This is a genomic window from Pantoea sp. SGAir0180 (assembly GCF_043546245.1).
In genome coordinates this window covers 4025981-4044530 of the sequence record NZ_CP028071.1, presented here as the reverse complement: position 1 = coordinate 4044530, position 18550 = coordinate 4025981, and the positions used below count along the sequence as shown (strand labels likewise).

General features: G+C 55.8%; 16 protein-coding genes. 10 read left to right on the top strand and 6 right to left on the bottom strand.

Translation table 11 applies throughout. The features are described 5' to 3' along the window. Positions 1–4: 4 nt before the first annotated feature. Entirely contained in the window at positions 5–1714 is a 1710-nt protein-coding gene (ftsY, locus tag C1N58_RS18915; RefSeq protein ID WP_205955751.1) for a signal recognition particle-docking protein FtsY, read from the bottom strand. 233 nt (positions 1715–1947) lie between these two features. Here ftsY and rsmD point away from each other — a divergent pair, with 233 nt between their 5' ends. Continuing rightward, positions 1948–2547, top strand: a complete 600-nt coding sequence (gene rsmD, locus C1N58_RS18910; RefSeq protein WP_033738212.1) for a 16S rRNA (guanine(966)-N(2))-methyltransferase — start codon at positions 1948–1950, stop codon at positions 2545–2547. After that, positions 2537–2806 carry a DUF1145 family protein gene (locus C1N58_RS18905; RefSeq protein ID WP_006121057.1) on the top strand — a complete coding sequence of 90 codons (270 nt, stop codon included), beginning with the start codon at positions 2537–2539 and terminating at the stop codon, positions 2804–2806. The genes rsmD and C1N58_RS18905 overlap by 11 nt, the downstream gene beginning before the upstream one ends. 28 nt (positions 2807–2834) lie before the next feature. Here the strand turns inward: C1N58_RS18905 and C1N58_RS18900 are convergent, their stop codons facing one another. Next, complete coding sequence (locus C1N58_RS18900; protein WP_033738213.1) at positions 2835–3191, bottom strand: DUF2500 domain-containing protein; 357 nt, start codon at positions 3189–3191, stop codon at positions 2835–2837. A gap of 152 nt (positions 3192–3343) precedes the next feature. Between C1N58_RS18900 and C1N58_RS18895 the strand changes: the two genes are divergently transcribed. Then, the gene (locus C1N58_RS18895) at positions 3344–3973 is read left to right on the top strand and encodes a lysoplasmalogenase (protein ID WP_033738214.1); all 630 of its coding nucleotides are present in this window, start codon (positions 3344–3346) and stop codon (positions 3971–3973) included. Positions 3974–4060: 87 nt separating this feature from the next. Continuing rightward, complete coding sequence (locus C1N58_RS18890; protein WP_058701439.1) at positions 4061–6349, top strand: zinc/cadmium/mercury/lead-transporting ATPase; 2289 nt, start codon at positions 4061–4063, stop codon at positions 6347–6349. A gap of 24 nt (positions 6350–6373) precedes the next feature. Here C1N58_RS18890 and tusA read toward each other — a convergent pair whose 3' ends face one another. Next, a complete protein-coding gene (tusA, locus tag C1N58_RS18885) occupies positions 6374–6625 on the bottom strand; it encodes a sulfurtransferase TusA (RefSeq protein WP_006121061.1) in 252 nt (83 codons plus the stop codon). Positions 6626–6830: 205 nt separating this feature from the next. Here tusA and C1N58_RS18880 point away from each other — a divergent pair, with 205 nt between their 5' ends. Continuing rightward, on the top strand, positions 6831–7496 hold the full coding sequence (locus C1N58_RS18880; protein ID WP_039342735.1) for a 7-cyano-7-deazaguanine/7-aminomethyl-7-deazaguanine transporter: 666 nt from the start codon (positions 6831–6833) through the stop codon (positions 7494–7496). 117 nt (positions 7497–7613) lie between these two features. After that, on the top strand, positions 7614–8168 hold the full coding sequence (locus C1N58_RS18875; RefSeq protein ID WP_006121064.1) for a DcrB family lipoprotein: 555 nt from the start codon (positions 7614–7616) through the stop codon (positions 8166–8168). A gap of 92 nt (positions 8169–8260) precedes the next feature. On the opposite strand, the gene iolC is transcribed toward C1N58_RS18875, so the two are convergent. Continuing rightward, a complete protein-coding gene (gene iolC / locus C1N58_RS18870; RefSeq protein WP_394564409.1) occupies positions 8261–10183 on the bottom strand; it encodes a bifunctional 5-dehydro-2-deoxygluconokinase/5-dehydro-2-deoxyphosphogluconate aldolase in 1923 nt (640 codons plus the stop codon). 525 nt (positions 10184–10708) lie between these two features. Between iolC and iolD the strand changes: the two genes are divergently transcribed. From iolD to C1N58_RS18850, 4 genes are all read left to right on the top strand, one after another. Then, positions 10709–12649 carry a 3D-(3,5/4)-trihydroxycyclohexane-1,2-dione acylhydrolase (decyclizing) gene (iolD, locus tag C1N58_RS18865; protein WP_394550216.1) on the top strand — a complete coding sequence of 647 codons (1941 nt, stop codon included), beginning with the start codon at positions 10709–10711 and terminating at the stop codon, positions 12647–12649. 60 nt (positions 12650–12709) lie between these two features. Then, the gene (locus tag C1N58_RS18860) at positions 12710–13720 is read left to right on the top strand and encodes a Gfo/Idh/MocA family protein (RefSeq protein WP_033738232.1); all 1011 of its coding nucleotides are present in this window, start codon (positions 12710–12712) and stop codon (positions 13718–13720) included. A 27-nt stretch (positions 13721–13747) separates the two neighbouring features. After that, entirely contained in the window at positions 13748–14644 is an 897-nt protein-coding gene (gene iolE / locus C1N58_RS18855; RefSeq protein WP_394564408.1) for a myo-inosose-2 dehydratase, read from the top strand. Between the two features lie 208 nt (positions 14645–14852). Continuing rightward, a complete protein-coding gene (locus C1N58_RS18850) occupies positions 14853–15704 on the top strand; it encodes a MurR/RpiR family transcriptional regulator (RefSeq protein WP_058708193.1) in 852 nt (283 codons plus the stop codon). 171 nt (positions 15705–15875) lie between these two features. Here C1N58_RS18850 and iolB read toward each other — a convergent pair whose 3' ends face one another. Both iolB and C1N58_RS18840 read right to left on the bottom strand, forming a co-directional pair. After that, entirely contained in the window at positions 15876–16694 is an 819-nt protein-coding gene (gene iolB, locus C1N58_RS18845; RefSeq protein ID WP_394550213.1) for a 5-deoxy-glucuronate isomerase, read from the bottom strand. Between the two features lie 81 nt (positions 16695–16775). Further along, on the bottom strand, positions 16776–18281 hold the full coding sequence (locus tag C1N58_RS18840) for a CoA-acylating methylmalonate-semialdehyde dehydrogenase (RefSeq protein WP_033738237.1): 1506 nt from the start codon (positions 18279–18281) through the stop codon (positions 16776–16778). Between the last annotated feature and the right edge of the window lie 269 nt (positions 18282–18550).

Sequence of the window (18550 nt, the reverse complement as noted above, 5' to 3'; positions counted from 1 at the left end):
CTAATTAGTCCTCTCGGGCAAACAGTGCCTCAATAAAATCCTCGGCCTTGAAGGGCCGTAAATCGTCGATGCCTTCTCCGACACCGATATAACGGATAGGGATGCCAAACTGATCGGCGACCGAGAAAATCACGCCACCTTTGGCTGTCCCATCCAGTTTAGTCAGTGTAATGCCGCTCAGCCCTACCGCTTCATGGAACAGTTTGGCCTGGCTGATAGCATTTTGCCCGGTACTGGCATCCAGGGTCAGCATGACTTCATGTGGCGCCTGCTCATCCAGCTTCTTCATCACACGGGTAATTTTCTTCAGCTCTTCCATCAGGTGCGATTTATTTTGCAAGCGCCCTGCGGTATCCGCGATCAACACGTCAACGCCACGTGATTTGGCCGCCTGGATGGCATCGAAAATCACCGAGGCAGAATCCGCGCCGGTATGCTGCGCGACAACGGGAATGTTGTTGCGCTGGCCCCAGACCTGAAGCTGTTCAACAGCTGCCGCACGGAACGTATCGCCCGCCGCCAGCATCACAGATTTACCTTCTGCCTGATACTGACGTGCCAGCTTGCCGATGGTGGTGGTTTTACCCACGCCGTTCACGCCGACCATTAAGATAACAAACGGGGTTTTACCTTCGACATTCAGCGGTTCATCGACTTTTGCCAGGATCGCCGCCATTTCGCTTTTCAGCAGGCCATAAAGCGCTTCCGCATCGCGCAGTTGCTTACGGTCAGCATGCTGCGTCAGGCTGGTAATAATGCGCCGCGTCGTTTCCACGCCCACGTCGGCAATCAGCAGTTGTTCTTCCAGTTCTTCGAACAGGTCATCGTCGATTTTCTTGCCACGGAACAGGCTGATAAAACCCGAGCCCAGGTTCTGGCGGGTCTTCACCAGGCTGCGTTTCAGGCGGGCAAAGAATCCCTCTTTGGTGGGGCGCTCCTGTTCCTGCTCGTGCGCTACCAGCGGTGCGGCGGCTAACGGAAGATCGCTAACCGTGTCGTCTGGCGCTGTCGCCCCGGCATCGTGCCCGACAGTTTCAACGTTAACGACGTCCGCGTCTCCCAGTGCCAGCGCAGCCAGTTCTTCGTCACTCAACGGCGCATCGTCCGCCTGTTCAGTTTCAGCGGTGGCAGCGTCGTGCGGCGCGATATCTGTCACGTCGGCATCCGCCAGCGCCAGCGCGGCCAGTTCATCGTCGCTCAGCGGCGCATCGTCCGCCTGTTCAGTTTCAGCGATGGCAGCGTCGTGCGGCGCGATATCTGTCACGTCGGCATCCGCCAGAGCCAGCGCGGCCAGCTCATCGTCGCTCAGCGGCGCATCGTCCGCCACAGGTGCCTGTTCAGGCGCGGATGAGGCAAGCTCAACCTCCGCTGACGGCAGCGCAGTCAGTTCCTCATCGTTGACGTCATCGGCAGGCTCAACGGGCGTGATCATACCGGTATGCGGATCAACCGCCGTTTCAGGCCCGGCTACACGGGCGGTAACCGGTACGTCTTCAGACGTAGCTGCATCACTTTCCTGTTGCTGTTCAACACGGTTTTCAGGTGCGGCACCGCGTTCCTGTTCAGCGGTTTCCGCCTGACTGCGTGCCGGGGCTTCCTGTTCTGGCTGCTGGGCTTCCGGTTGTGCCGTCTGCGCATCCGTTAAGGGTTGTTTCTCTTCTTCTTTGCCAAATCCCAGCCAGGAAAAAAAGCCTCGTTTCTTCTCTTTTGCCATTGTGTAACCACACTCCTCGATGGCTTCATCCCGGTAGCACAATGTTCCCAGGGTTAAAAACAGTATTGGTGATAAACGCCAAAGTGGCGTTAAACCGCAGAATTATGCATAACATCAGCAGCGTCGTAGTCTAACACTTTCCTGGCGGCTCACCACAGCACCCTTTTTTAACGTTTCTTCTCATCGTTTCGCCCGTTAAACTACGCAACAAATTATGACGATTTGTGAGCAAGATGATAAAACCTCCCCGTAAAACAGGTGGTGCGGGACAAATCCGCATTATTGGCGGACAGTGGCGCGGCCGCAAATTACCGGTGCCAGACAGCGCGGGTCTTCGTCCCACCACCGACAGGGTGCGAGAAACCCTGTTTAACTGGCTGGCACCCCACCTGCAGCAGGCTGACTGCCTGGATTGCTTTGCCGGAAGTGGCGCACTGGGGCTGGAAGCGCTCTCACGCTATGCCGCGTCGGCGACGCTGCTTGAGCTGGAGCGCCCGGTGGCGCAACAGCTGAGCAAAAACCTTCAGACATTGCAGGCCTCAAACGGCAACGTTGTACAAACCAACACCCTGAGCTGGCTGGCGCAGGACGGCCATCCCTTTGGTATCGTGTTTGTCGATCCTCCGTTTCGGCAGGGTTTGCTGGAGCAAACCCTGCAACTGCTGGAAAAAAATAACTGGCTGACAGCGGATGCACTCGTCTACGTTGAAAGCGAAGTTGAAAACGGCCCACCGCCGGTGCCGGTTCACTGGGATTTACATCGCGAAAAAATTGCGGGCCAGGTGGCCTATCGTTTATATCAGCGCCAACAGGAGACGCATGATGTTACTTAATTTAGGACGCCTGCTGATGCTGTGCGTATGGGGTTTTTTACTGTTTAACCTGATTCATCCGTATCCGAAGCCCCTGACCTGGTTCATCAATGTGGCCTTGATATTTATGATCCTGATGCACGGCCTGCAGTTAGTCCTGCTGCGCACGACGCAGGGCAAAGATGCACCACCGCTCGATCGCGCTACCCAGATCAAAGTCTTTTTGTTTGGCGTGTTCGAACTGGTTGCGTGGCAGAAAAAAAATTTCCCACGTAAATAAAGGATAACGGCGGGCGTCACGCTCGCCGTCAGTTTCCGGCAGGCGTGAAGCGGATAAAGCGCGTGCCCTGAAGTGTCAGCTCGCCTTTCGTGCCCTTGTCCATCAGATGGTAGTCGCTTTCATTAACGCGCATCTTAATATCGCTTTCGCCATTGAGCGGATGAAACCAGGCCTCATAGCGCATTTCGTCTCCGGCGATCACTTCGCGCTCACGTGAGCGGCGACTGGATACCGAAAACTCACGTTTGGTTTTGACCTCAACCGCGACGGTGCGTACCGGCGAGGCATCGTTGACGGCTGCCTCGCGCCGCTGTTTGATGAACTGGCGTGTCGCGAGTACGGCAATAATGGCCACGACGATAATAAAAAGTAGCGGTGGTTTCATCTTTCCTCAGCGTTTATCCGGTCTCAGATCGTCTTGCATTGCGCGATAAAGCATACAACCAGAGTTGACCGATTGTCACATCGCGCTGGCATAACCTAGACTGACAGGAGTGTTTCAGGAACTGTCACTATTTTGGTAAAAAGGGAGAAGCAATGCTCTGGTCCTTTCTCGCTGTACTTTTCTCCGGCTGGCTGTACGTTGATGCCTCTTACCGGGGCCCGCAATGGCAACGCTGGTTATTTAAACCTGTCACGTTGCTCCTGTTAGTCGGTCTGGCCTGGCAGGCCCCCACACGCAATACATCTGATTACCTGATTGTGGCTGGGTTAGTCGCCACGCTCATCGGCGACACGCTGACGCTGCTCCCGCGGCAACAAATGCTTTACGCGCTGGGCGCGTTTTTCCTGTCGCATCTGCTGTACACGCTGTGTTTTGCGGCCAATATGACGATGACATTTTACTGGCCCATCCCACTGACCTTTCTGATCATCGGGGTGGTTGTGATTGGTGTGCTGTGGAGTAAGCTGGAAACGCTGCGCTGGCCCGTCTGTACGCTGATCGGCATGACGCTGGTCATGAACTGGATGGCCACTGAACAATATGTCTTCCGCCCCAGCGATTACAGCTTCTCAATTCTGGTTGGCTCTGCCCTGCTTCTGCTGGCCAATATCGTGTGGTTTATCAGCCATTATCGCCGCCGTTTCAGCGCCGACAGCGCGATTGTCGCGGCCTGCTACTTTGCCGGTCACTTTATGATCGTCCGCTCCCTGTGGATCTACTGAAAAAAGGCACAATAATGCTGGCGTTGGGTTAAACCTCTGGGTGTAAGATAAGCCGTGGGCACGTCGCCCACGTCTTCCGGAGGTTATATGCATCAACATCATGCTTGTGGCTGCGGTAAGCCACGCAATACTCATCGAGCCGCAAAACCACTTTGTGCCATTCGCCCTGTTCGTCCGGGCACCTTATCCATTACTGCGGCCTCTCCTGAAACGACAGAGAGCACCAGCTGCGGCGGCGACTGTAGCTGCTCTGCCGCGTCTGCCGGCGAAGCCAGTGACGAAGGTGACCGACGACGATCCTCTGATGCTTTTCAGTTCAGCTGGCAGGTTAGCGGTATGGACTGCCCCAGTTGTGCCCGCGCAATCGAAACCGCCGTTCGCCAACTCCCTGACGTCCTGCAGGTCCGCGTCGTCTTTTCCAGTGAAAAACTTGTCGTTAATGCCCGTGCCCCGGTTCAGTCTGCAATAGAAGACGCCGTGATAAAAGCAGGTTTTCATCTCTCCTCAACCTCTGTTTCTGCGCCTGCGCCATCGCCCTGGCGTGCCCGTTTCCCGCTTTTACTGCTTGCTGCGCTCATGGTAGCCAGCGCTGCGCTTACGCAGGTGAATGCCGTTTGGGGCGACCGGTTATTTATTCTGACGACGCTGGTCGGGCTGGTGCCGGTCGCGCGTAAGTCGTGGCAACGTCTGCGAACCGGCTCTGCCTTTACCATTGAAACTCTGATGACCCTGGCGTCGGCAGGTGCGTTATTAATTGGTGCGCATGCGGAAGCCGCCATGGTTCTGCTGCTGTTCCTGTTGGGCGAAAAACTGGAAGCCTATGCCGCAACCCGCGCGCGCAGTGGGGTAAGCCAGCTGATGGCGCTGCGTCCCGAGTTCGCTGTGCGCCTGCAAAATGGCACCCGTAGTGAGGTGCCCCTGTCCGCGTTGCAGCCTGGCGACCGGATCGTAATCGCCGCCGGTGGCCGTTTGCCGGTCGACGGCTGCTTACTGGCGGAAAGCGCCAGTTTCGATGAGAGCGCGCTGACGGGCGAGTCGGTACCGGTGCTGCGTCAGCGTGGCGAAAAAATACTGGCGGGTGCGACCAGCGTTGATCGTCTGGTGGAACTGGAGGTGGTTTCCAGGCCTGGCGAAAGTGCCATTGACCGCATTTTGCAGTTGATTGAGGAAGCCGAAAGTCATCGTGCTCCGGTAGAACGTTTTATCGATAACTTTAGCCGGATTTACACGCCAGCCATCATGCTGCTGGCCCTGCTGGTGATGGTGCTGCCGCCCCTGTTTGGCGCGGGTGCCTGGCTGCCCTGGGTTTATAAAGGCCTGACGCTGCTGTTGATCGGCTGTCCCTGTGCGCTAGTGATCTCCACGCCCGCCGCCATCACGTCCGGACTGGCCGCCGCCGCCCGCCGTGGTGCGCTGATTAAAGGAGGCGCGGCCTTGGAACGGCTGAGCACAGTGCAGACGATCGCGTTCGATAAAACGGGTACGCTGACAGAAGGCCGGCCGCAGTTGACGCGAATTTTGCCGTTCGGCGAGGCTAACGAAGACGCGATTCTGCAATTAGGTGCCGCGGTGGAACAAGGTTCTACCCATCCACTGGCAACGGCGATTGTGGCAGCCGCACAGTCCAGGGCACTGCCGCTTCCGTCTGCCACTCAACAGCAGGCACTGGCGGGAAGCGGTATTCAGGCTGAAGTGGACGGCCAGCGTATAACGTTGCTGGCACCGTCGTACGTCAGCAGCCTGAGCCCGGCGCACCAGGCAATGGTGCATGAGCAGGAAGCCCAGGGCGAAACCCTTGTGATGGTGCTGCGTAATGGCGAGGTGCTGGGGGCGCTGGCCTTACGGGACAAGCTGCGCAGCGAAACCCCCGCCGCCTTGCAGGCCTTAAAAGCGCTTGGCATCAACAGCCTCATGCTGACAGGTGATAACCCGCGGGCGGCCGCTGTCGTCGCCCAACCTTTAGGCATCGCCTGGCATGCCAGCCTGTTGCCAGCCGGTAAGGTGGAGGCGGTTCGTCAGCTCAGTGAGCAGCAGGTGGTGGCGATGGTGGGCGACGGTATCAACGATGCGCCAGCCATGAAGGCCGCCACGCTGGGTATTGCGATGGGCAGTGGGACGGATGTCGCGCTGGAAACGGCGGATGCCGCCCTGACGCGCAATCAGCTCAGCAACCTGGCCCCGATGATTGCCCTGGCGCGCCGCACCCGGGCGATTATTCGTCAGAATATTGGTATTGCGCTGGGGCTGAAGGCGCTGTTCCTGGTGACGACGCTGGCGGGGTTAACGGGATTGTGGCTGGCGGTGCTGGCTGATTCCGGTGCCACCGCACTGGTCACGGCAAACGCGTTGCGGCTGTTGCGCACGCGGGATGCATAACCTGACGGCGGCTCACTGCCGCCGTTATTCTCCCATCCCTTTCTGAATCAAAAACTGGTAAGGCAGCGTGTCGGTTTGTTCGGCCAGTAGCTGGTGCTCCATAAACCGGCAAAAACCGGGGATATCCCGCGTGGTTGCCGGATCGTCCGCGATAATCAGCAGCGTTTCACCGTCCTGCATGCCGCGCACCGTTTTACGTACCATCATGACCGGCTCGGGACAACGCAGGCCCTGAGCATCCAGTTGATGGTCGGCGGAAGAAAATGCATCACTCATGACGGTCTCGATTTCAGTTAACGGGCGCTTATTCTAGCGCGTCCGCCCTTTGACGCAAGGCGGTAACGATTGCGTTAAAATTAGCCATTGCATTAATAGCACAACAGGGTAAGATGCGGCCGTTTTTTGTTCATAAAACTGCAGCGCACTGAATGTTCAGTTGCCTGCACTGGGTTCCCTCACCCCACTACTAAAAAGGCTTACTATGCTCGCATTTACCCCGCGTCAGCGCGCTCATGCGCTCGTCTGGTTGTCCCTGTTTCATCTGCTGGTGATCACTTCCAGCAATTATCTGGTGCAGTTGCCTGTTTCCCTTTTCGGTTTTCATACCACCTGGGGCGCCTTTAGCTTTCCGTTTATTTTCCTGGCCACTGATCTGACCGTGCGCATCTTTGGTGCGCCGCTTGCACGCCGCATTATTCTGGCGGTGATGGTGCCGGCCCTGTTTATCTCTTACGCGATTTCCAGCCTGTTTTACCAGGGCGAATGGCAAGGCTGGCAGGCGCTGCAACAGGTAAACCTGTTTGTCGCCCGTATCGCCTGCGCCAGCTTTATGGCTTACGCATTGGGCCAGATTCTGGATGTGCACGTTTTCAACCGCCTGCGTCGCTTGCCGCAGTGGTGGGTGGCGCCAGGCTGTGCCATGTTTTTAGGCAACATCAGCGATACGCTGGCCTTCTTTTTCATTGCCTTCTACAAAAGCTCCGATCCGTTTATGGCACAGCACTGGGTAGAAATCGCTCTGGTCGATTACAGTTTCAAAGTGCTGATTTGTATGATTTTCTTTTTGCCTGCCTATGGTGTTTTACTCAACGCTGCGCTCAAACGCCTGGCCGAACGCCAGGCCCAGCCGCAGATACATTTCGGCTAACCGGCAATACAGCCTTTCCTGACAATCCGCTAAAATCTCCTGACAATACTCAGGTTGCGTTTGCAACCTGATTCCTGTTGTATAAACGCCTTCGTGGAATGTTAAAAAGGGATTCTGATGCGTAATTTAGTGAAATATGCGGGAATTGGTTTGCTGGTACTCGGCCTTGCCGCCTGCGATCAAAAGAAAGATGAAGCAGCAAACGATAATGGCGCATCTGCCAGTCAGTCTGCACAAACCGTGGCGCTGATGGACGGTAAATTACGATTTACCCTGCCACCTGGCCTGTCAGATAAGAGCGGTAAACTGGGTTCTCAGAGTACCAACATGCACGTTTATGCTGATGAAAGCGGTGCGCGGGCGATTATCGTCATTGCCGGTGAGCCGACGAATGAGGCCCTGGATGTGTTAGCGCAACGCATGGAACAACAGCAGCGTAATCGCGATCCCCAGCTTCAGGTTGTCTCCAATAAAGCGGTCACGCTGGGCGGTGAGCCGGCACAGCAGCTGGATACCGTCATCTCAGCAAACAACCAGACCTCCTGGTCCTCGGTTGTTCTGGCCAAAGTCGATGGTAAGCTGATGACGATGCAGATTACGCTGCCCGGGGACAATCAACAGCAGGCCCAAAGCGATGCTGAAACCGTGGTGAAAAGCATTACCCTGAAATAACGGCAAGGGCACACCACACCACCGCGCGTTAATACTGAGCCATGCAATGATCATTCTGCCGCATGGCTCAGTTATCACTCATCCCTTCTGCTTTAGACACGCTGTTCGCGCGCCTGACGCCAGTAATCAATCAGGCGCAGGTAGTTCTCTTTTACCGCCGCCACCAGTGCGTCGTCACGTATTTCACCCTGCAACCACTGGCGCGAGGGCTGTGCAAAGATTGTGCGCCCCACCGCAAACCCTTTTACCCACGGGGCCTGCGCCGCCGCGGCAAACCCCGCTTTAAGCGTGGCTTCTGGCGCATCAAGTCCCAGTAATAAAATGCCACGACAGTAAGGATCCTGCTGTTCGATCAAGGCACCTATGTCACGCCAGCTTGCCGGAGACAGGGGTGGGAGCTTCCACCAGTCAGGCTTGATGCCAAGCGCATAAAAGTGGTTCAGCATCTTAAGAAAATGCGCTTCATTGTGGTCTGGCTGGCTGTCAGGCAGGATCACTTCCAGCAGTAACTCATGACCGCTCTGGTTACAGCTTTTCCACACTTCCAGCAACAGCGCGTCCTGCTCCTCGCGCAGTTCGGCACTGTCGTGAGGATGATAAAACACCAGGCATTTCACCACATGCTCCGCTGGCCAGCCGATCAACTGGGAACCAATGCTGCCATGTTCCAGGCGTAACGGACGCGACCCCGGTAGTTCAATGGGTCGGCCAATCCATCGGTTCTTACCCGTAATCGCATTCAGCGTTTTCTGACCGAAGGTCGTGTCCGCCAGAATGCCGCTTTTACTTTCAATGCCGGCTTGCTGCACGGCCTGCTCCGCAGCCTGCAATAGCAAAAGTTTCAACTGCGGAATGCGCGAAACGTCCGCGCCAGCCTCCGTAGCCATCTCTACCAGCTGTTTGCGGTGATCAAAAGCGAAAATATTCAGTTCCGGCCAGGCGTGTTGACGCGACGTGACGCGGTGCAGATGGGTCAGACGGCTATCCAGATCGGGGCGTTTCACGTCCTGTTCGCGGCTTAAAAAGTCATCCAGCTCCTGTCGGGTGGGCATCGCAGGGGCGCACCCGTGTCGCGAAACCACCAACGCGCCACAGGCGTTTGCGTAGCGGCAGGCCTGTTCCCATCCTTCATCATTTAACCAGCCGCGCAGCAGACCGGACATAAACGCGTCCCCTGCACCCAGCACATTCAGGACCTCGACACGCACGCCGCTGTGCAGTTTCACCGCTGCCCAGTTGTCTGGAATCGCGCCTTCAAATACCACGCATCCCATTGCTCCTCGCTTACAGACCAGCGTTGCGTTGCTCACCGTGCGCACGTTTTTCAGCGCGGTCAGCGTATCGGTGCTGCCGCCTGCGATATGAAACTCTTCTTCCGTGCCGACAATGAGATCGAAATAATGCATAACCTGCTGCAGTTGCGCGGTGACTTCAGAGGAGGCAATAAACCGGGTTTCCCCGTCCCCCAGTGAAGTCAGGCCCCACAATACCGGGCGATAGTCGATGTCCAGCGCGGTACGCAGACCATGCTTACGGGCATACTCCAGCGCTTTCAGCACGGCCGCTCGCGTCTGCGGGTGCGACAAATGCGTGCCGGTTACCGCAACCGAGCGAGAAGAAGCGATAAAGTCTTCATTAATGTCGTCTGGCACCAGGGCCATATCGGCGCAGTTGTCGCGGTAAAAAATCAGCGGAAAAGTGTCTTCATCTTTAATGCCCAGGATGACCAGAGCGGTCAGCCGCTTTTTGTCCGTGATAAGTGCTTCTGTATTGCAGCCGACCCGCTGCAAACTTTCCCGCAGAAAACGGCCATTATGTTCATCGCCTACACGAGCCAGCATGGCGGATTTCAGCCCCTGAATCGCCGTACCGTGTGCGACATTGCCTGATGACCCGCCCAGATATTTCGCGAAAGACGTGGTGTCTTCCAGCCGCGCGCCAATTTGCTGACCATAGAAGTCGACGGCAATGCGTCCGATACAAATCACATCAAGACGCTTCTGTTCTCTCTGCATGCTTCTGGTTTCCTTCTGTGATGAGCAGACACTGCGGACAGGTTGTGCGTGGGGTCTGAAGGTGTCTGGTTAACGATAAACGCAGTATGAGGAACAAATATTCCAAACTCAATTCAAAATGAAACTTACACTGCGATTATGTGAAGCAGTTAAAAATCTGTTATGCCCGACACGTCAGTCAGGCGTTGCCGGACGGGACCTCGTGGGCCCGGTGCGACAGGGCCATGACGCTCCTGCCCGTTTTGCAGCATCTTTCTGCGTGATGAAATGAAATCTCGAAAACTTTGTAACTCTCACTAAACATTCCAGTTACGCTTATGGCATAGCTTCCCGCTGCCCTGTCAGCAAGGGTAAATTTGATCCCCCTCGCAAAATGAAATATTTCTTCTGTAATCGTATTTTATGAAAAATGCATTTGTTTATAATCCTCTGACATTTCAGTTCTTCAGGTAGCCTTTTCCGTTACGTCACGCCTTTTTAGCGCGGTGCCGGACTCTGCTACTGCCAGCACGTTGAGGAAGGTTTATGGCCACCATCAAACTGACTACCGCACAGGCATTAGTTAAGTTTCTCGATAATCAATACATTGACGTAGACGGCACAGAGACAAAGTTTGTAAAAGGCATTTTCGCCATTTTCGGTCATGGCAATGTGTTGGGACTGGGACAAGCGCTGGAGCAGGACAGCGGCGATCTGGTGGTCTATCAGGGGCGTAATGAACAAGGGATGGCCCACGCCGCAACGGGCTTTGCCAAACAGTCTTTGCGCCGCCAGATTATCGCCTGTACGTCGTCCGTAGGGCCCGGCGCCGCCAATATGCTGACGGCCGCCGCCACTGCCACCGCAAACCGAATTCCTCTTCTGCTCCTGCCTGGCGACGTCTTTGCCACCCGCCAGCCCGATCCAGTCCTGCAGCAGATTGAGCAGCCCTGGGATCTGAGTATCAGCACCAACGACGCCTTTCGTGCCGTCAGTAAATACTGGGACCGCGTCAGCCGTCCGGAGCAACTGATGAGCGCCTGTATTAACGCCATGCGCGTCCTGACCGATCCGGCTGAAACGGGTGCCGTCACGCTCTCTTTACCGCAGGATGTTCAGGGTGAAGCCTGGGATTATCCGGATTATTTCTTCCAGAAACGCGTTCATCGTCTGGATCGGCGTCAACCCACCGTTGCCCAGCTCGAAGATGCGCTGAAGCTCATCATCCGTAAACGTAAGCCATTAATTATCTGCGGCGGGGGCGTGAAATATTCCGGCGCAGGCGAGGCACTACGTGCATTTGCCGAACGCTATCAGATTCCGTTTGCTGAAACCCAGGCGGGAAAAGGTACCTTATTATCTGATCATCCTCTCAACGTCGGCGGCGTGGGTGAAACCGGCTGTCTGGCGGCCAACCTGCTGGCAAAAGAGGCCGATCTGGTGATAGGCATTGGAACGCGCTACACCGATTTCACCACCTCGTCGAAATGGATCTTCCAGCATCCTGATGTGAGCTTTCTGAATGTCAACGTCAGCAACTTTGACAGTTATAAGCTCGATGGCGTGCAGTTGCTGGCCGACGCACGTGAAGCACTGCTGGCGCTCAGCCATGGACTGGTTTCACAGCACTATGCCAACGACTGGGGCGATCAGATTGCCCTGGCCCGGCAGCAGCTGGAAGACGAGACACTGCGCGTTTATCACATCACGCCCAACGATACCGCCTTTGAGCCTGAGATTACCGATCACCTTGACCGAAAAGCCGTCTATGCCGAATTTAACCGCCTTACGCAGTCTCTGCTGACACAAAGCAGCGTAGTGGGCACGCTGAATCAGCACCTGCCTGCCGATGCCGTGATCGTGGGCGCTGCGGGCAGCCTGCCCGGCGACCTGCAACGCGCCTGGCGTACGCGGGGTTATAACGGCTATCACCTTGAATATGGTTACTCCTGCATGGGGTACGAAGTGAATGCGGCACTGGGCGTCAAACTGGCGCAGCCTGAGCGAGAGGTTTATGCCCTGGTAGGCGATGGCTCGTTCATGATGCTGCATTCCGAGCTGGTGACCTCCCTTCAGGAAGGGGCGAAAATCAATGTGGTCCTGCTGGATAACATGAGCAATGGCTGCATTAACAACCTGCAAATGGGGCACGGCATGGACAGCTTTGTTACCGAGTTCCGTTTCCGTAATCCGGACGGTGGCAAGCTCGACGGCGGACTGGTTCCGGTGGATTTTGCTGCCATTGCCGCCGGTTATGGCTGCAAAACCTATCGCGTCAGTACGCTGGAGCAGCTTACCGCCGCGCTGGAAGACGCAAAAACGCAGCGCGTTTCCACGCTGATTGATATCAAAGTGCTGCCCAAGACCATGATTCACAACTACTTCAGCTGGTGGCACGTTGGTGTGGCACAAACCGCCCACTCGACGCGCGCGCAACAGGTGGCGAACACGCTGAATACGCATCTGGCTCAGGCCCGTAAATACTGATTTCCGGGCCGTCTGACGGCCCATGTTTCTACTCTCCGATTTAACCCTACAGGTGTAATTATGACATTGAAACTTGGTGTGATTGGAACTGGTGCGATTGGTCAGGAGCACATTCGGCGCTGCAACAATGTCTTACAAGGGGCAAAAGTGGTTGCGGTATCCGATATCAATGCGGAAGGCGCCAAAGCCGCGCTGCAACGTCTGAACAGTGATGCAGACGTATGCGAGGATGGCTTCGCAGTCATTCAGTCACCCAACGTGGATGCCGTGCTCGTCACCTCCTGGGACCCGACCCATGAAGCGTTCACGCTGGCTGCCATTGAGGCGGGCAAACCGGTCTTCTGTGAGAAGCCGCTGGCGATGAGCGCTGAAGGCTGTCGTCGTATCGTGGACGCCGAGATCAAACACGGCAAACGTCTCGTACAGGTCGGCTTTATGCGCCCCTACGATGCCGGTTATCGGGCATTGAAAAAGGTGATTACCGATGGTGATATCGGTGAGCCGCTGATGCTGCATTGCGCGCACCGCAACCCGACGGTGCCGGAAAACTACAACACCGAAATGGCGATTACCAATACGCTGATCCACGAGCTGGATGTCCTGCGCTGGCTGACCCGCGACGACTATAAAACCGTGCAGGTGGTGTTCCCGCGCGTCAGTTCTAAAGCCCGTCCACACCTGAAAGACCCGCAAATCGTTCTGTTTGAGACGCAAAAAGGGATTCGCATTGATGTGGAGATCTTTGTGAACTGTACCTACGGCTACGATATTCAGTGCGAAGTCGTGGGCGAGGAAGGTATCGCCAGACTGCCCGAGCCGTCATCGGTACAGTTACGTAAAGACGCCAAACTGTCCAATACCATTCTGGTCGACTGGAAAGATCGCTTTATTGAGGCATACGACGTTGAGCTACAGGCCTTTATCAACGACGTAAAAGCGGGCCAGTTAACCGGTCCTTCCGCATGGGATGGTTTTGCCGCCTCGGTCGCTGCTGACGCCTGTATCAAAGCGCAGAAGAGCGGCGCGATCGAACCCATTGAAATGCCCGCCCGTCCGGCATTTTATAACTGACTCCTCTCGCCTTCAGGCAGGTAACTGATGAACAATCAAAAGGTTAAGCTGGCGATCGCGCCCATTGGCTGGACGAATGATGATATGCCCGAACTGGGCAGCGAAAACACCTTCCAGCAAACGGTCAGTGAAATGGCGCTGGCCGGGTTCACCGGCAGTGAAGTCGGCAGTAAATACCCACGCGATCCTACGGTTCTGAAACCGATGCTGGAGATTCGCGGTATTGAGATCTGTAACGCCTGGTTCAGCACCTTCTTTGCACAGGGCGACAAAGCGAAAACGATTGAGGGATTCACCGAGCACATGAATTTCCTCTTCGAGATGGGCGCCCGGGTGATTGGGTGCTCTGAACAAAGCAAGAGCATACAAGGCACGACGCTGGCGGTGCTGGACGATAAGCCCGTGTTTAACGACGATGAATGGCAGCGCACGGCGGAAGGCTACAATGAACTGGCCGCGATCGCCGCCCGTAAAGGCATGCGCGTCTGCCTGCACCATCACATGGGCACCGCTATCCAGACGCCAGCAGAAATTGACCGTTTTATGGCCATGACGAACGATACTGTCGGCTTACTTTACGACACCGGCCATATCTACTATTCCGAAGGCTCACAGCAGGCCATGCTGGCGGTACTGGAAAACCACTTGCCACGTATTTTCCACGTGCACCTCAAAGATGTGCGGGATGACATCGTCGCTGAAGTCAGAGATCAGCATCTGTCTTTCCTGGACGGCGTAAAAAAAGGCACTTTTACCGTGCCGGGCGATGGCGTGATCGACTTTAAACCCGTGTTTAAAATCCTTAATGATTACGGCTATCAAGGCTGGATGGTGGTGGAGGCAGAGCAGGATCCCGCGCTGGCGAATCCATTTGAGTATGCGGTGAAGGCACGAAAATATATTCGCGAGCACACCGGGCTGTAAATTCACCCTGACGCAGGACGATATGCATAAGGCTGCCCCAGGGCAGCCTTTTTTCAGCCCGATCGCACCGTTTGACGACGAATCTGTGAGTCATTTCATAAACCAATGAAATAAATTATGCCTGAAAAACAAACAAATGAAATTTTCCATCCATCTGGTATCATAGCGATTCTTATCCAGCCACGCTTTCCGCACATGAGCCGACGTAATGAGCAATAACCCTTCCCAACTTTCACTGCTGCAGGACGAGATTCGTCGCCGTTATGAAACGCTGAGTAAGCGTCTGAAGCAGGTGGCTCGTTATATTCTTGATAACAGTAACAGCATCGCCTTTGATACCGTCGCGTCTATTGCTCAGCAGGCCGATGTGCCGCCTTCGACCCTGATTCGCTTTGCCAACGCCTTTGGTTTTAGCGGCTTCAACGAAATGAAACAAATTTTTCGTCAGCATCTGATGGAAGAGACGGTTAACTACACCGAACGGGCACGCCTGTTCCGCCAGACCGCCGCAGACGACGCAGCGAACGCGCCTGAAAGCCCGGCGGAAATTCTGAATGTCTTCACCATGGTAAACAGCCAGGCGTTGCAGCAACTGGCGATGCAGGTGAGCCCGGAGCAGTTGAACAAAACGGTGCAGTTACTCAATGATGCCGAGAACGTCTATGTTATCGGCCTGCGTCGCTCGTTCAGTGTCGCCTCCTATCTGGTTTATGCCCTGCGCCATCTGGAGCGCCGCGCCTTTCTGATTGACGGGTTAGGCGGCATGTTCACTGAACAGCTGACGCTGGTGAATCCGAAAGACGTGGTGATTGCTATCAGCTGTTCGCCTTACGCTCGCGAAGCGGTAGAAGTGGTTGAGCTGGGTGCCAGGCTCGGTGCCCGCCTGATTGCGATTACGGACAGCCAGGTGAGCCCTCTGGCCGCGTTCAGCGACGTTTGCTTTGTGGTACGGGAAGCCCAGGTTGACGGTTTCCGCTCTCAGGTGGCGTCACTCTGTCTGGCTCAGACGCTGGCGGTTTCCCTGGCACTGAACAATGCCCGGACGCCCCCCGCATCCTGACGATCGCGCCACCTGACAGGGCGGCGTAGCCTGCGCCGGTCAATCAGAGACGGCCTCGTCAGGTAACAGACAGAGCCTGTCGCCGAACACCGTTCTCTGGTCAACTTACAGGTATCATCACGCAATAAAAAAGGCAGCGAATAGCGCTGCCTTGTCAGTTCTCGCCACGGATTAACGTCGCGGATAACTGTCGCTGTTAACCCAGGCGTGATCGTGCTCCCAACTGAACTTCCACAAACGTACCGGCCCCGCCATGACGTTAAGGTAGTAATTGTCGTAGCCTGCCAGCGTCGCCACAGGATGATAGCCGCGCGGCACCATGACCACATCACGGTTATACACTGCCATGCACTCATCCAGCGAACGGTCGTCAGTATAAACGCGCTGCATGGCAAACCCCTGCTCGGGTTGAAAACGGTGGTAATAGGTTTCTTCCAGATAGGTTTCGTGTTCGCTGTTTTCCTGATCGTGTTTGTGGCTCGGGTAAGAGCTGGTATTGCCCTCATCGGTATACACTTCCACGACCAGCAGGCTCTCTGCCGGTTGAGAGTCCGGCAGAATATTATGCACCAGGCGCTGATTTTGCCCTTTGCCCCGCCGTTCAACGCCAACATCCTCCGGCGCAATCAGGCGAGCGGGCAGCTTGCCGCCCTGCCCGGGTGCCTGGCAGACCGCCAGCTCAAGATCGCTTTCAGCCTGTACCCTGACGTCATCATCATGAGGAACATACACAGAATAAGGCGGCGTGCGCTCAAACGGTGACAGACGTTTGCCGATATTCGGGAAACGTGCGTGGCGCGTGGTGACGGAAGCCAGCCCCGCGACCAGCACCAGGCAAAGTTCGCTGTCGCCACTTTTCAGGTCGAGCGTTTGCCCTTTTTTCAGCAGATAGGATGAAAAACCGACATAACGCCAACCGGCGCGCGCTGGCGTCACCTGCTGAATGCAGCCGCTATTGTCGGGCTGTTTTACCTTCGAAAGTAAGGCCATTCGCCTCCTCCTGTTTTGCGGTCCTTCACCTGACAACCCGCGCCCCTGTGTGTCGAACGCAGCGTCAGTGGTGCAGGTGATTTAGCCTAACGTTGGCATGCTGAATTCGGACACCGTTTGCTGACCGCCTGGCCAACGCACGGTGGCGGTTTTCATGCGGGTGTAAAAACGCACGCCGTCTGGCCCGTGCACGTTTAACGCACCAAAGACTGACCGTTTCCAGCCCCCAAAACTGTGGAAGGCCATCGGCACCGGCACCGGCACATTGACGCCGACCATTCCGGCCTCAACATCCTGCACAAACTCCCGCGCGGTATGGCCATTGCTGGTAAAGATGGCGCTGCCGTTACCAAATTCGTGGCTGTTAACCAGCTTCAGGGCACTGTCGTAATCCGGCGCGCGCATAATGCTCAGCACCGGACCAAAAATTTCCTCACGCCAGATGGTCATCTCGGCGGTAACGTTATCGAACAGCGTACCGCCGACGTAGTAGCCCTCTTCGAAACCGGCGACTTTGTGGTTGCGGCCATCAACGACCAGCTTCGCCCCTTCCTGCTCGCCCAGATCGATATAGCCCAGCACCTTTTTCTGGTGTGCCGCAGAAACCACAGGCCCCATTTCATTTTCATCGCTGCCTTGCTGGATTCCCGGCCCAACCCGTAATGCGTTGATCAGCGGTGTCAGGCGCGAAATGAGCTTATCGGCGGTATCGTTGCCCACTGCAACGACAACCGGCAGCGCCATGCAACGCTCGCCCGCCGAGCCAAACGCACCGCCCATAATCGCGTTTACCGTGGCGTCCAAATCGGCGTCTGGCATAACGATGGCGTGATTTTTTGCCGCGCCAAAAGCCTGAACGCGCTTACCGTGCGCACTGGCCGTTTTGTAAATATGCTCGGCCACACCGGATGAGCCAACGAAGCTGACGGCGGCAATACGCGGATCTTTATAAAGCTGTTCTGCATTGTCATTGGAACTGTGCACGACATTAAACACGCCATCCGGCAGGCCCGCCTCCTTCAACAGCTCGGCCATGCGCACCGACGCTGACGGATCCAGCGCAGGCGGCTTGAGAATAAAGGTGTTACCGCAGGCCAACGCAATCGGGAACATCCACAACGGCACCATTGCCGGAAAGTTGAAGGGCGTAATCCCTGCCACGACGCCCACCGGCTGCATCAGCGAGTAACTGTCTACGCCACCGCCTACATTCGGGGAATACTCGCCTTTAAGCAGGTGCGGAATACCACAGGCAAATTCGATGACTTCGATACCGCGCGTCAGCTCACCCAGCGCATCTGACCAGACTTTGCCATGCTCAGACACAATCAGCGCCGCCAGTTCATCGCGGTGCTGCTCCATCAGAGCTTTAAAATTGAACATGATGCGTGCGCGGCGCAGCGGGGAGGTTTTTGACCAGGCAGGAAAGGCCGCATGTGCCACATCAATCGCCTGAGCCACTTCATCTGCGCTGCTTTGCGTGAGCTCACGGATAACCTTGCCGGTTGCCGGATCGAACACAGGAATGGTTTCGTTGCTGGCGCTGAATGTGGTTTGACCGCCAATAAAGTTTCCTACGATAGTCATGATGTTGCCTCTTTGGTATGTACGGTTCCAGCGGGCAGAGCACAGAAGTGGCATGCTGGCTGGGCAGGAAAAGCCAAAAGCATGCTGGAAAACTATTACAATGGAATAAATTTTTCAAATAGATATTTTTGGAAAATTACTTTTTAGCGGCACAGATCGCATTTCTCTTTTCATAAAGGATTGACGTCTTCGCGGCGGCCATTCTGGCTCGTCATCGCTGACGGTGTAATCGGGGTCCCATGACATTGTCGCTTCAGGGCGGTTTAACG

Excerpts from the sequence above, each read along its gene's own strand:
- C1N58_RS18875 (WP_006121064.1), top strand. The coding sequence starts at position 7,614 with ATGCGTAATTTAGTGAAATATGCGGGAATTGGTTTGCTGGTACTCGGC.
- C1N58_RS18890 (WP_058701439.1), top strand. The coding sequence starts at position 4,061 with ATGCATCAACATCATGCTTGTGGCTGCGGTAAGCCACGCAATACTCAT.
- C1N58_RS18840 (WP_033738237.1), bottom strand. The coding sequence starts at position 18,281 with ATGACTATCGTAGGAAACTTTATTGGCGGTCAAACCACATTCAGCGCC.
- tusA (WP_006121061.1), bottom strand. The coding sequence starts at position 6,625 with ATGAGTGATGCATTTTCTTCCGCCGACCATCAACTGGATGCTCAGGGC.
- C1N58_RS18905 (WP_006121057.1), top strand. The coding sequence starts at position 2,537 with ATGTTACTTAATTTAGGACGCCTGCTGATGCTGTGCGTATGGGGTTTT.
- iolB (WP_394550213.1), bottom strand. The coding sequence starts at position 16,694 with ATGGCCTTACTTTCGAAGGTAAAACAGCCCGACAATAGCGGCTGCATT.
- iolD (WP_394550216.1), top strand. The coding sequence starts at position 10,709 with ATGGCCACCATCAAACTGACTACCGCACAGGCATTAGTTAAGTTTCTC.
- C1N58_RS18860 (WP_033738232.1), top strand. The coding sequence starts at position 12,710 with ATGACATTGAAACTTGGTGTGATTGGAACTGGTGCGATTGGTCAGGAG.
- iolC (WP_394564409.1), bottom strand. The coding sequence starts at position 10,183 with ATGCAGAGAGAACAGAAGCGTCTTGATGTGATTTGTATCGGACGCATT.
- C1N58_RS18900 (WP_033738213.1), bottom strand. The coding sequence starts at position 3,191 with ATGAAACCACCGCTACTTTTTATTATCGTCGTGGCCATTATTGCCGTA.
- C1N58_RS18850 (WP_058708193.1), top strand. The coding sequence starts at position 14,853 with ATGAGCAATAACCCTTCCCAACTTTCACTGCTGCAGGACGAGATTCGT.
- iolE (WP_394564408.1), top strand. The coding sequence starts at position 13,748 with ATGAACAATCAAAAGGTTAAGCTGGCGATCGCGCCCATTGGCTGGACG.
- C1N58_RS18880 (WP_039342735.1), top strand. The coding sequence starts at position 6,831 with ATGCTCGCATTTACCCCGCGTCAGCGCGCTCATGCGCTCGTCTGGTTG.
- rsmD (WP_033738212.1), top strand. The coding sequence starts at position 1,948 with ATGATAAAACCTCCCCGTAAAACAGGTGGTGCGGGACAAATCCGCATT.
- ftsY (WP_205955751.1), bottom strand. The coding sequence starts at position 1,714 with ATGGCAAAAGAGAAGAAACGAGGCTTTTTTTCCTGGCTGGGATTTGGC.
- C1N58_RS18895 (WP_033738214.1), top strand. The coding sequence starts at position 3,344 with ATGCTCTGGTCCTTTCTCGCTGTACTTTTCTCCGGCTGGCTGTACGTT.